The organism is Pedobacter heparinus DSM 2366 (assembly GCF_000023825.1).
Taxonomy (GTDB): Bacteria; Bacteroidota; Bacteroidia; order Sphingobacteriales; family Sphingobacteriaceae; genus Pedobacter; species Pedobacter heparinus.
In genome coordinates, this window is sequence record NC_013061.1 from 4,705,705 (window position 1) to 4,719,495 (window position 13,791).

Annotated in this window: 7 protein-coding genes; 1 reads left to right on the forward strand and 6 read right to left on the reverse strand. The window is 40.3% G+C overall.

All coding sequences use genetic code 11. The features are described 5' to 3' along the window. Positions 1 to 6 precede the first annotated feature (6 nt). Positions 7 to 4,020, reverse strand: coding sequence for a chemotaxis protein CheB (locus tag PHEP_RS19515; RefSeq protein ID WP_015809713.1), 4,014 nt, complete (start codon positions 4,018 to 4,020; stop codon positions 7 to 9). A 6-nt stretch (positions 4,021 to 4,026) separates the two neighbouring features. Then, a complete protein-coding gene (locus PHEP_RS19520; protein ID WP_015809714.1) occupies positions 4,027 to 5,556 on the reverse strand; it encodes a GAF domain-containing protein in 1,530 nt (509 codons plus the stop codon). Between the two features lie 204 nt (positions 5,557 to 5,760). Between PHEP_RS19520 and PHEP_RS19525 the strand changes: the two genes are divergently transcribed. Continuing rightward, positions 5,761 to 6,318 (forward strand): biliverdin-producing heme oxygenase, encoded by a 558-nt coding sequence (locus PHEP_RS19525; RefSeq protein ID WP_015809715.1) that lies wholly within the window; start codon positions 5,761 to 5,763, stop codon positions 6,316 to 6,318. 28 nt (positions 6,319 to 6,346) lie between these two features. Here the strand turns inward: PHEP_RS19525 and PHEP_RS19530 are convergent, their stop codons facing one another. From PHEP_RS19530 to PHEP_RS19545, 4 genes are read right to left on the reverse strand one after another with little or no spacing between them, the layout of a single operon-like run. Then, positions 6,347 to 9,241, reverse strand: coding sequence for a T9SS type B sorting domain-containing protein (locus tag PHEP_RS19530; RefSeq protein ID WP_036674951.1), 2,895 nt, complete (start codon positions 9,239 to 9,241; stop codon positions 6,347 to 6,349). Positions 9,242 to 9,276: 35 nt separating this feature from the next. Then, the gene (rfbD, locus tag PHEP_RS19535; RefSeq protein ID WP_015809717.1) at positions 9,277 to 10,131 is read right to left on the reverse strand and encodes a dTDP-4-dehydrorhamnose reductase; all 855 of its coding nucleotides are present in this window, start codon (positions 10,129 to 10,131) and stop codon (positions 9,277 to 9,279) included. An 18-nt stretch (positions 10,132 to 10,149) separates the two neighbouring features. Continuing rightward, on the reverse strand, positions 10,150 to 11,766 hold the full coding sequence (locus PHEP_RS19540; RefSeq protein WP_015809718.1) for a hypothetical protein: 1,617 nt from the start codon (positions 11,764 to 11,766) through the stop codon (positions 10,150 to 10,152). After that, a complete protein-coding gene (locus PHEP_RS19545; RefSeq protein WP_015809719.1) occupies positions 11,763 to 13,721 on the reverse strand; it encodes a polysaccharide biosynthesis protein in 1,959 nt (652 codons plus the stop codon). The genes PHEP_RS19540 and PHEP_RS19545 overlap by 4 nt, the downstream gene beginning before the upstream one ends. Positions 13,722 to 13,791: the final 70 nt, after the last annotated feature.

Genomic DNA, 13,791 nt, shown 5'->3' on the forward strand with positions numbered 1-13,791 from the left:
CAGGCCTTAGTGTTTCGGTTTCAGTGGAATCTGGAACCAGAATTCTGATCCCTTACCTTCCTCACTTTGCACGCCGATGGTTCCCCCATGACGGGTTACGATCTCGGCACAAATGTATAACCCCAGTCCGAGCCCCGAAAACTGGTAATTGACATGATCTACCCTAAAGAACCTGTCGAACACCAATTTTGCCTTATCCGGTGCTATACCGATCCCAAAATCCTGCACACATACCCGTATCTCCTTACCCATCAACTTAGTATACACAATCACCACCTTATTGTCAGGCGAATACTTGATGGCATTCGACAGAAAATTTTTGATCACCTGTTCAATTCTGTGCTGATCGGCATAAATATCGATATCGTCTGTATGTTTAAGGCTAATTTCATATCCCTCAGTATTCTGCATATCATCCACGCATTCTGCTATCAGTTTACGTATATTAAACTCGCTGTAATTGAATTGCATCTTTCCAGCCTGGATTTTGGATACATCCAGCAGGTCATTTACCAGAAATGTTAAATTCTCCAGCTGCCGGTTGGCCTTGTCAATGTAAATGAGCATGTCGCGGTCGGCCGTACCTTTTGCTGCTGCCCGTTTGGTCAGCTGTAAAAACCCTTTAATACTGGTAATCGGCGTTTTCAGCTCATGGCTTGCAATACTCATAAATTCGTCTTTCTTTTCCATGAGTTCTTTTTGCAGTTCATTTGTTTTGGTAATGTCTACCATAGAGCCCACCATCCGGTAAGGTGTATTAAAGTCATCGTGTAAAATACTGCCCCGGTCAAAAATAATGGCATATTCCCCATTGGCCTTTAACACCCGATACTCTGCCGACCACTGTTTTTCGTTGTTGTTAATGGCCTCGTAAACACTATCCTGCACCCTTTTTCGGTCTTCCGGATGAATTTTATCAAACCAAAATCCAATATTGCTATTTTCATCCGAATTCGAATAACCAAACATCACATTGAGGTTTTCACTTCTCCACATGTTATTATTCACCAGGCTCCAGTCCCATATGGTATCATTGGTGGCCTTGGCAACCTCGTTAAAGCGGTTCTCGCTGGCCGTCAACTCTTTTGTACGCTGTCTTACCTTTTCTTCCAGCTCTACGTTCAACAGCTTCAGATTTTCCCGCACTGCAATCAGTTCATTATAATTTTTCTTCAGTCGCTGATCGGCCCGTTTACGGTCGGTAATGTCGGTTAAGGTTGCGGCAAACCCATCAGACATTTTTACGGCCACCAATTGGAACCACCTTTTGTTCATCAACTGAAATTCAGTCTGTAAAGAACTGCCTTTCTCTACCACACTGGTATATCTGCCAAACAGGTTACCTTCTGCAAGTTCAGGTAACTGTTTCACCAGCATCGCGTTGTACAGTTCGTCTTTTTTCTTACCCAGAAAAGCAAGTGCTACATCATTAAAGGCAACGCACTTAAAATCCACGATAAAATATTCCTGGTTCCTGACGGCTGTAAAAGCCATTACCGCATTTAAACTTGCATTAAAAACGCCGGAGATGATGTTGTTCAATTCAGTAATGTGCGATACATCCACGAAAGTAATCACAACGCCATCTGTTTTTCTGTCCTTGCGCAGGTAAGGCAGTATGCGCATCAAACTGCGGTTACCATTTTTTAACTGCACTTCCTTTTCCAATGTCCTGCCGGTAAGCAGAACCGAGCGGATATCTTCAGACAGGTTTTCGGCCTTAATGTTATTCGAAATATGGTCAATCGACCTGCCAATATCTGCATCAATCAGGTTTACCATACTTACAGCTGCTGGGTTAAATTTCCGGATGTATAAATTACCGTCTAAAAAAACCTGACCAATATCCGTACTCCGGAAATAATTGTCAAGGTCATCGTTCAGCTCTACCAATTCTCTGATTTTCACCTGATGTTCCGTATTTAAGGTGTGCAATTCCTCATTCAGCGATTGCAGTTCTTCATTTCCCGACTGCAGCTCCTCATTTGCAGACAACAGCTCCTCATTGCTCGACTGCAACTCCTCATTGGTGGTTTCCATTTCCTCCACTGCGAGCTGCAGATTGCTGCGCGTCTCGTTTAGTTCAGCCTCCAGTTCAAATACATATTCATTTTGCTGGTCATTGGACAGGAGCGACATCACCAGGTCTTCTTTGTCCGGAATTACCTCCATGGTACTTTCACCAAATACAATCATGGTGTAATCATTGCCTTGATGTATTTCTGGGGGCCTGATAGAAATGTTCAGATATACATCATCCTCCTTACGCTTAAAGCGGATCCGTTTCAGGTGTGTATTTTTATTTTCCTTCCATGACTTTCGCAGGGCGCTGTTCAAAACAATAGAAATCTCTCTCGGTACCATTTTCAACAGGTTGAGCTCTATCTTATCATCCGGTAAAGACAGAAACTGCCTGTAATTTCCTACAGCATCCTGTATGATATAGGCTTTGTCGATAAATATTCCAACATAGCCAAGATCATTGGTAATAAATTTATTGAAACTCTTTTCTGCTGCTGTAAGCGGAACATCAGCAATGGATTTCTCTTTTTTAGCCTTCTGCTCCAGGATCCTGCCACCCGTGCTATAGGTATTGTAATTTGAATAATTGATTGGCCCCGACTTCTGGTACACCTTCCATTTACCCGAAATCTCTCTGAGGCCCTCCTTCAGCACAGATGCGGTTTCACTCGATCCGAGGAACAGGTAACCATCTCTGTTTAGGGAAAAATGAAAGGTTGATAAGATTTTTTCCTGCAATATGCCATTCACATAAATCAGCATGTTGCGGCAGGTTACCATATCATTCTTTATAAAAGGGGGCGATTTAATCACATCGTGCTTCGCAAATACCACCTGTTTCCGGATTTGGGGAATCACCCCGTAAAATTTACCATCCTTTACAAAATACTTGCGGAACAAATCCGGGGGGATTTCCTTAATGATCGATTCCGGATATTTGTTGGCCGATGCAATTTCAATGCTTTTTTCATCAATGTCGGTAGCAAAAACTTTAATGTCCAGTTTTTTACCCGACTGCTCTACACATTCATTCAGCAATACGGCTATAGAATAGGCCTCCTGACCGGTACTGCATGCACATACCCATACCTTTACCAGGTCGTTTTCAGTTTTTGCATGAATCAGATCGGGAAATATTTTTTCTGCCAGCAATTCATAAGCCTGATGATCCCTGAAAAATTTGGTTACCCCGATCAGAAAATCTTTGGCCAGTATTTTAACCTCTTCCTTATCCGATGCCAGGTATTTCACATAATCCTCCAACCGCTTTATCCTGGTCTCATTCATTCTTCGTCCAATCCGGCGGATAATGGTGGGCGTTTTGTACAAATTAAAATCGTTGCCACTTTGCCGGTGCACCATATTGAAAATTTGATCCAGCAATTTTTCATCCATCTTGTCTTCTTCCAGCAGTAATGGTTCTTCTTTGATATAATTGAACAATTCCTGGTACATCTTTTTTGCCGGCAATATAAAATCTGCATTACCCGAAGAAATTGCACTGTTGGGCATTCCATCAAATTTGGCCGTTTCAGGATCCTGCACCATTACCATTCCACCACATGCTTTAATGCTTTGTATGCCCCTGGTACCGTCTGTACCGGTACCAGATAAAATGATGGCAATTGCCTTTTCCTTTTTGTCCTCGGCAAGGGTATGCAGAAAAGTGTCTATGGCGGTGTTCGGGGCTTTTATCAGCGATTTATCTGCCAGTTTAAGCTTCCCCCGCTTTACGGTCATCAGCTTATTGTTGGGAATGATGTATACACAGTCCGGTTCAATCAGCATATCATTCGCGGCTTCAATCACCTTCATATTGGTATGCTTGGCCACCAGTTCAACGAGCAGGCTTTTGTAATCGGAAGAAAGGTGCTGGATGACCACAAAAGAAAAATTTGAGCTTTGTGGCATATGGTCAAAAAACTCATGTATGGCTTCCAGTCCACCTGCCGATGCACCGATTGCAACTATATATTTTTCCTTATGTTCAGCCATCATATTCAATCAATTGTATAACTGTTTTGTCCTGAATTCAAACAAGAAACTCCTCAAGGCCTCTGCGGCTTCCAGTTCCTGCTGTTTCCAGGGCAGGGCATGTTGTTTAACGGTTTGTTTCCATAATTTAAACGAGTTCCTCGGATGATACCTTTTCCCGTCCTTTTCAAAATTGATAGCCTGGTTGGGGTCGCCCCCCCATTGAATCGTTTCTACCACTTCAGGCCTGAAGCAAAGGATGTAATCTCCTTTATTGTTGTCTATCGGTATGACCAGCACACCACTTGCTATATCAGCAAATTCACTGGCCTCCTCATATAAACCACTCAGGTGTTCCGTTGCAAAAACCTTGTTTATGCTTTTACCTTCTACCCACATCATCAGGTTATCTATGGCTTCCTCCGCTGGTACCATTCCCTGAGTTACCATTCTTCCATTTAAAATCATGGCTGCCCCCGTTGCATTAAACAGGTCAGGTAAACCCAGGCCCTCTTCAGGCAGCAAGCCAGCCACGATATTGTCGGCATCGTAAATCCGGTCTGTCAAAGTACTGCGTATCTGCTGAAGTGAGCTGGAAAAATCGTAGTCTTCTTTGTCGAGTATACGTGATACACCATTGGAAATCACTGCCGACAGCCATTCAAAAATAGAGCATACCTCATAATCCAGGTATTTTTCGGTCAGGTGATGGCAGGAGATCAGTCCCCATAACTCAGCATTTCTGATCACGCGGATAGACATGGACGCGTCAATGTTCATGTTCTTCATGTATTCCAGGTGCACTGCTACCACGCTTCTCAGGTTACAGTCGGACAAGTCTATGAACGAGTTGGTAACCGGGTTGATCACCGGATATAGGCGAACTGGCTGATAAGACCGGTTTGGGATCAGCCGGTAAGGATTTTTCAGGTAAAGCTGCCGGGCTTGTTTAGGCACATCAGATGCCGGAAAAGTTTGCCCGATATAAGGTTCAAGCCTTTCATCTTTTTCCTCTGCTATAACGGTACCATTCCAGTCGCGGTCAAACTGGTACATCAACACCCCGTCAAAGCCCGATATTTTACGGATTTCGTGAACGGCCAGTTCACAAACTGCCTGCACGGTATCTGCCTGTTCAATGGCAGCCATTATTTTTTTTATTTCCTGGAAAACATCCGTAAAACTCTTTCTTTCCAAATCCCTGGCTTTTTCCAGTTCAATCAGTATATAGTCTGCTTTAATGTGCATCAAAGCATGGAAATGTTCAGCATTCTGTCCATTTTTTATAGATAGATTGAAGGGCAGCCTCTGTTTGATACCGGATTTCAAATTATCACTTAATTTGTCCGCACTTTCCACATCCAGGTATTGTGAAAGCGCTGTGCCTACCAGTTCCTGAACCGGCCTGCCGGTTATTTCAACTGTATTTTCACTTGCCTGGATGATCTTTAAGCCTTTTGGTTCAAGCACCAGCAGGTAACCATAATCCTGTATCAGGTTCACGTTATGTAACGGCAAATTGCCGCAAAATTCAGAATCAAAGTTTTTTTTCTCTGCCATCTATTGCTTAGTTATCTGTTTGTCCAGCCTGCATCCCCTAAATTTGTATAAGTAAAATGGCTGTTGTTTAAACAATGCATTAAATACCAAATAATGTACCAAATTGTTTGCTAAGTTTACCTGCAGATACGTGTTTACGTTAATCAGAGATTTAATCCCTAAAATATATCTTTGCAGGCGGAAAATAAACAGAATTGAAAAAAAATGATTGCCGATAAAGTTAAAGCACAAACCAGCACTTACCACAGGGAGCTTGAAGCCATCCTGGTACGGAAAATAAAATCTATCCGTTCGGTACAGGATTACATACAGATCTTAAATGATTTTTACAGTTTTTTTGCTGGGCTAGAACTGCTGATCAGCAAACATCTGCAGCCTACACTTGCAGATGCAGGTGAGCGAAGGAAAACAGCCGCTATTGCAGATGACCTTAGCTATTTTAAAGCGAAAGTTCCTGATCTGGCGGCCGGAGCAGAGCTTCCTGTCATTTTAAACCATTTTCAGGCGCTGGGCGCATTGTATGTGATAGAAGGCTCTACGCTAGGTGGAAAATACATCAGCCAGATGATATCGCAACAGCTGAATATTCCTGTTGATGAGGGTTTATCTTTCTTTAACGGCTACGGAGAAAGTACCATGGAGATGTGGGCCAGGTTTAAAGATTATTTGAATAAGGAAGCAATTGCTGATGAACAACAGGCAGATGTAATTGAAGCTGCAAATCAGACGTTTTTGAAGTTTAAAGATTGGGTTGAAGGGTAGGGTCTGTAATAAATATGCCCTCCTATTTTTACCTTATTAAAGTAACCGATCCTTTTTTAACAACGGCTTCATTTCGCTGAGTTGTAAAAGTTGCAATCCAAAAATAGGTTGCTGTAGGTAATGCTTCACCTTTGTAATCTCCATTCCAGCAATTGTGCAGTTCGTTCGAGCTTGCAACTAAAACCCCCCTTCTATCATAAATCTGGATCTTAAAATTAGTTGCCTTGCTATTGCTATTTGCTTTGAAGATGTCATTGACGCCGTCTAAGTTAGGACTGAAGGCATTAGGAAACCCTACATCCCCACACTCCTCTCTGGTTAATTGTACACTAATGTCATCTACAATACAACCATTTTTTTTGAGTATAGAGAAACGATGACTGCCCGCATACAAATTAGTAAAGGTATGATTAACGGGATAGGTTAAAGAATGATACCTGATGACATACAGCTCTGGATTTGTCTTTATCGTAAAACTTAGCTGGCCTGGAAGATCACAAACAGGCTCTGTTTTATTCAGCACACTCAGTGGTCTATCTAATGAATAATCGGGTATAACAACAGGAAGGCTTTTTGGCGTTCCCCCTCCAGATGCAGAAACATTTAAGATATAACTTCCCGGATTTAGCATGTTGAAGATACCGGTGTTATTGCTCATGCCATTATTTAATGAGTAAGTGTAAGTCTCTGGAATAGTCGGACAACTTACGCGGATTGCCCCCTTACCAAGTACATCACACTCTGCAAATACTTCCACATCGTTAATCACCACATCACAGGGTTGATATACCAACTCAACATCATATTCATCAATCAGACACCCAGCTTGATTTAGAATAACAAAATGATGTATGCCCATAGACAGGTTATCAAATAAATGATCAAATGGTAGTATGTCTGTTTTGTATTTTATTTTATATAAGCTACTGTTTCCGGCTATGCTGAATTTGATGCCCCCTTTTAAATTGCACGATGGATCATTTTTATTATAGGTAATCAATGGATGCAATAATCTGTAATCAGGAACGATAATGGCTCGCGTTTGAGGGGTGCCACCTCCGGAGGCTGTCACATTTAAGGTATAATTCCCAGGGTCTACCATATTAAATCGCCCGGTGCTATTCGTCATTCCGTTACTAAGAGAATAATTATAGGTTTCAGGGATGGCCGGGCAGGTAACACGTATAGCGGCCTTACCCAGTACATTGCATTCAGCAAATACATCGATAGCTGTAATTTCAACAGCGCAAGGTTCGTAAACAAATTCTATATCATATTCATCAATTAAACATCCTGATTGACTTAATACTACAAAATGATGGATACCGGCAGATAGGTTTGTAAATAAATGATCAAATGGCAATACATTATTTTGATATTGGATCTGATACAAATTACTGTTCGTCGCGATACCGAACTTGATATCCCCTTTTAGATTGCATGACGGATTATTTTTATTATAAGTAATAGTTGGCTGCGTGAGTTTATAGTCGGGAACTTCTATTGAAAGGACTTCCAGTTCATGCTCAGAAGAAGTTATTTTCACGGCATATTGCCCCGGGCTTAGGTTACTAAAAACACCGGTTGAATTACTGACTGAGCCATTTAGAGTATAGGTGTAAGCGTATGTATGTGGTTTTGTCAGCACCTTAATTACGCCTTTATGAAAAGCATCGCACTGTTGCTGTAACTGAATCTGGTCGAGTTCAATTTTGCATACGTCTTTTAACACGGGAATATCTGCTTCATCAACTTTACAACCATTTTTATTAATAATTTCAAAATGATAAGAAGTGCCGGAGTTTAAACCACTGAAAGTATGATTTATCGGATATGAGGTATTGTTGTAACGAACCTGGTAATTGCTATTGGGCTCAGGAGAAGTAAAAGTAATTTCGCCTGCAATACCACACATTTCATTTTTGCGCTGCCAGCTATAGTCGGGTTTCAGCAAGTCATAGATTCCCACGGTAATTGTACTAGAAAACTGATCAGATGCAGAAGTAATGCTTAGTGTATAAGTTCCAGGATCAATCCCTGTAAACCTACCTGTGGTATTGCTTATCCCATTCAACACATAAGTGAATTGTTCAAGGTGAGGTTTGGTCAGAATCTCAACCACAGCTTTGTTTAGGGCACTGCAATCCTGATTAATATCTATTTTATCCAGCTCTATTCCAGTTATACTACCGTCTTCTACAGGGCTTGCTGCATCCAGAATTCCATAAGGAAGGGATCCGACAACACCTATGATCCGTTTGTTTTCCAGATCGAGTTCAAGAACATCAGTTTGATAGGGGGTTACGCTACATAAGCCATATACCGTATTTTTACGGAGACTCGTTGCGACACTCACCAATCCAAACATATTCAGGTTTGGACTAAGTGGGAGATATACATAGCTTTTAGTAGGATCAGTTATATCCACTTTGATAATACCCTGGCTTGCCGCCATATATAGACTTCCTTTAAAGAAGCACATGTCTCCTGTAGGAAAGTAACTCATTGGACCTAAACTGACGGTTTGTAAGGTGGTCAGGTCGGTTGCGTACAAGCTATTTGATGAATAATAAGCCTTGTTGTCGGGACCGATAGTAAGTGCAGATGAGCCAGTAGTTACCCCGGTTAACAATTGACAATTTATCAAAGCGTTTCCATTTATATCACCTTTATAGAAATATGGGCTTCTAAGCCAGTAAAAACCATTCTTATTCATCGCGATCGAAAAAAACTGATCATTTGGCGAACAGTTAGATATTAACTCCGATACTAATCCATTTGGTGTTAATGTAACTTTATAAATATCGCTTCCTGTTATAATGTTCGCTGGATTTTTAGGGGCACTTACATAAAAGGTCTGGGCTTCTGTTTTAAAACAGCACACCAATAGGATGAAAAAAAGTAATTTAAATTTACCGATCATTAAGAGCATTAAGAGGCATGTACTAAAACCCTAATTTAGTATTTTAATCTTGCTATGCAAACTTGTAGGCTATCTCGCCAATAAGGAATTTCTAAACCGAATGTAGATTTAATTTTAGTTTTATCCATTACAGAAAACTTTGGTCTTATAGCTTTTGTAGGGTACTGGGATGTAGAAATAGGTTTCACTTTTATTTTAGTGCCACCTAGTTCAAATATACCAACGGCAAAGTCATACCAGGAAGTTACCCCTTCATTGCTGTAATGATAAACCCCATAATCTTTTTGGCCAGATTCAATTATAGACAATATTGCTCCCGCAAGGTCAATGGCATAAGTAGGTGTCCCTATCTGATCAGCGATCACATTGAGTACATCCCTATCCGCACCAAGTCTAAGCATGGTTTTTACGAAGTTATTGGCATATTCAGAATAGAGCCAGCTGGTACGTAATATAAAATGTTCTTTGAGATTGTTGATGACATCTTGTTCCCCTTCCAGCTTTGTAAGGCCATATATATTAATTGGCTCGGCCAGATCATCTTCTTTGAGCAGCTCCGGCTTATCGCCCTTAAAAACGAAATCTGTAGAAACATGGATTAAGGTTGCCTTATTTTCTTTGCAAAGCCCTGCAATATTCAAAGCTCCATCTTTATTGATTTTTCTGCAGAGTTCGACATCATCTTCTGCCTTATCTACGGCAGTATAAGCAGCGCAATTGATAACATGGGTAGGCATTTCTTCAGTAAAAAGCGTTTGAAGAAGCGCAGTATCCAGAATATTGGCCTTGCTTTCATCAGGGAAACTGATGTTGCTGATATTTCTTTCTGCAGCAACCTTTTTGAGGCACTGGCCAAGCTGGCCGGAAGCTCCGAGAACTAGTATTTTCAATTGTATGTTTTTAAATTATTAAAAGTCCTGATATAAATTTCTGAAGGTACTGCGTAAACCAAAAGTGAATAAAGCAGTATTCGTATTTTTTACCGAATTGGTTTCTCTTCTTAATACTCCACCAAGTTCAAGGCGCAGGTTATATTTTGGATTGAGCAGATAAGAAGCCCTGCCTTCAGCGAAATATAGATTAGTTTTTATACCCTGTCCTATTTTGTTTCCGTAATCGGAAGGGTGTACATAATTATTCAAAAATATATTTTTACCATAATTTAATCCTTCTGGATCCAGTCCATAACGGGCATACATCAATTGTCCCTGTAGGTCAAATCTTTTATAACTATAATTCAAAATCCCCAATACTTCTCTGAAATTAGCACCCATTGGATGGGCCAGTGGCTGGTTCATGGCCGCGTAATTTGAAACACGACTGAAATGTGCATAAGTATAAGGTCTGGCCGTATTGAACTCGGCAAGGTAATTCAGGTTTTCAACCTTAAACAGATCCGAGCCTCTGAATCCTAATTGCAAAGCCCATTTATTAGCCCAATAACCTTTATTACTAAAAAACTCCTTCGCTGTAAATTCATCAATCATGAATTGTCCATAAACAGTTGTTTTATCTAAAATCTCGTATTTGGTATTGATGCCCAATCTCATTTTATCAGGAGAAGTACTATTTGCACTCTCCACTGACCTTAAAAAGATAAAGGGATGGACATAGTTGAAATCAAAGCCTCGTTTACCTTCTGGTTCCGCATCAGCCCAAGTTACCGCTTGGAAAAAGCCAATAGAGAAACGGTCGGTTGCATTCCAGTCAATGTAATGCATTGCTGCCCACTTACCTCTATCACCTAAACGTCTGTCGGTGGTTAACTTCTCTGCACCTGGATCCAGCATATAGCCGAATATCGTTTGATACTGTACATTGCCCAAACTGGCCCTTACCCTTAAAAAGGAATAATTGGCTGCCACATCAGATAATAACATAGACCGATAACCATCGCCAATAAAATTTTTGTCGTAACCCAGGGCAACATTTAAGTGTTTGTTAGGTGTATAAGAAAGTAAAGCTGTAACGTACGACCAGTCTTTTGTCTTTTTGCTCAATCTAGGAATACTACCACTCATTTCACTCGGGATCACTTGATTCGTATTAATAAAGTCCGTTAGATAATTGGCAAATACAGCCTGATTCTCAAAACCATTGGTATAAAAAGAGAACTTATCTCCTATGGTACCCCCAATCTGAAAACCTCTTGTATTTTTCCAGGTTGTAGTGCTGTTCTTAAAATCCCTGCCTATCTGAAAATCGGGTAAAAAATCTGCGTAAACCGTATAGTCATCCCCTTTAAAATTAAGTAAGTGCTCATCGGTAAGCTTCCTTCGCACCCAGGAACCTCTGTTTAACGAATCTACGCCCATCCACATCAAGCTTTGGTAGCGGTTTACCAGCAAAGAATCATCTGCATAAAATCCTTTAATCGCAGAATGGGTACGGCTGTTTACATCATAAACCGATCCGTTCAGTTTCTGATAAAATTGATAAGAATAAGGAATGTTTACATTGGGTGTCTGGGCTTTTAAGCTGTAAAAAGCTAAAATCATTACACCCAGCAATAGGGATTTTTTCATTTTAGGGGGCTTTCTTCTACTGGAACCTCTGCGTCTAATTCTTCAAATACAGAATTCTTACTAATAAATTCAGGAACAATGACCTTCATTTGCCTTACTACCTGCCTCGTATTGCCAGAACTTGCGTGATTTAGCAACTGATAAATCTGGGTTTCTATTTCATTAAAAATATACTCTCTAACCTGCCCAATCATAATTTTTTCATGGTGTGTAGGCTTAGTGATTTCACTATCGTTTAAAAGCTCTTCAAATAGCTTTTCACCAGGCCTCAAACCTGAATAGGAAATCTTGATGTCCTGGTTAGGAACTAAACCCGCTAAGCGAATCATTTTCTTGGCCAATTCCACAATCTTTACTGATTTACCCATGTCGAATACGTAAATCTCGCCTCCTTTACCCATGCAACCCGCTTCCAATACCAAACGACAAGCTTCGGGTATGGTCATAAAATAGCGGGTAATTTCTGGATGGGTAACGGTAACCGGACCACCATTTTCGATCTGGTGTTTGAATCTAGGAATGACAGAACCATTTGAACCCAATACATTCCCAAACCGAGTAGTGATGAACTTTGTGATGGGTTTGATATTGGAATCATTTAAATAACTCAATCCATTGGAGAAGATCAGATCGGGGTTATTCAGGGAATTATTTAGTGACTGTACATAAATCTCCGCAATCCGTTTTGAAGCACCCATTACATTGGTAGGATTTACGGCCTTATCTGTAGAGATCATTACAAATTTTTGCACCCCATGCTTAACCGAAAGATCAGCAATGGTTTTTGTGCCCATTACATTTGTTTTAATTGCCTCTGCAGGGTTATCTTCCATCAAAGGCACGTGCTTGTAGGCCGCTGCGTGGTATACGTAATGTGGTTTATAAGTATTGAACAAAGTCTCCATCCGTTTCTGGTCTTTCACATCCCCGATAAAAGCATGGAAATTGGTATTTACATGAGTCTCTTCCAGTTCCAGGTAAATGTTATGCAAAGCCGTTTCGCTCTGGTCACATAAAATAATCAGCCCTGTTTCAAACTTTAACAACTGTCTTACAATCTCACTGCCTATAGAGCCTGCTGCTCCAGTTATCAGTATTCTTTTCCCTTTCAATTGGTTCTGAATACCTTCTATATCAATGTCGATTGTCTTCCTGTTTAGCAAGTCCTCAATATTGATATTCTGGATTTGTGCCGTGGTCACATGTCCCTTAGCCCAAACCTCGGGTGAAGGTATATTTAATATTTTAACATCATTTTCTAAACATATATCCACCACCTGGTTCTTGCGCTCCGATGGAATGGTATAAGAGGCAAAGATCACTTCATCCACTTCATGTTTTGTAATCAGATCTTCCAATTGTGCTGCATCAAGAATTCTCACGCCATCAATGGTTTTACCTACTTTCCGCAGATCATCATCCACAAAGGCAATAATGGTCTTATTTATTTTAGGATCATGGTCAAAAGTTCTTTTGGTAGCTACACCTGCCTCTCCAGCACCATAAATGATAATTCTTCTTTTGTCCAGATTAGCATTCTTTATGTACATAAAAAAGTACTTTACAATGATCCGGTAAGTAATCAGCATTAAGAAATTAAATAAAGTATAGGTGATGATGGCTACACTACTAATCACACGCTCACCTGTAATCACTATTGCCAATGCATGGGTAAAAAACAGGATCAATGAACTCAGAACAACAGCAAATAAAATCCTGAAAGAATCCTGTGCAGAAGTATATCTAACAATGCCTGCAAATGTTTTAACGCTGTAAAATACAAAAGAGTTCACTATAATCACTAAAACTACAGCTTTATAAAAAGCAAGAAAATCTATTGTATCGATAATGAAATTATTTTGCAAAATGATCGCAAATAACAATGCAATGACACTTAAACAAATATCAATCGTAAAAATAACCCAGCGAGATACAATTTGTAGTTTTGTAAACATACACCTTTACATAAAAATGATCCTTACAAAACTAACAATAATTAAACCAAAAGATATGATAAAGTTCTGG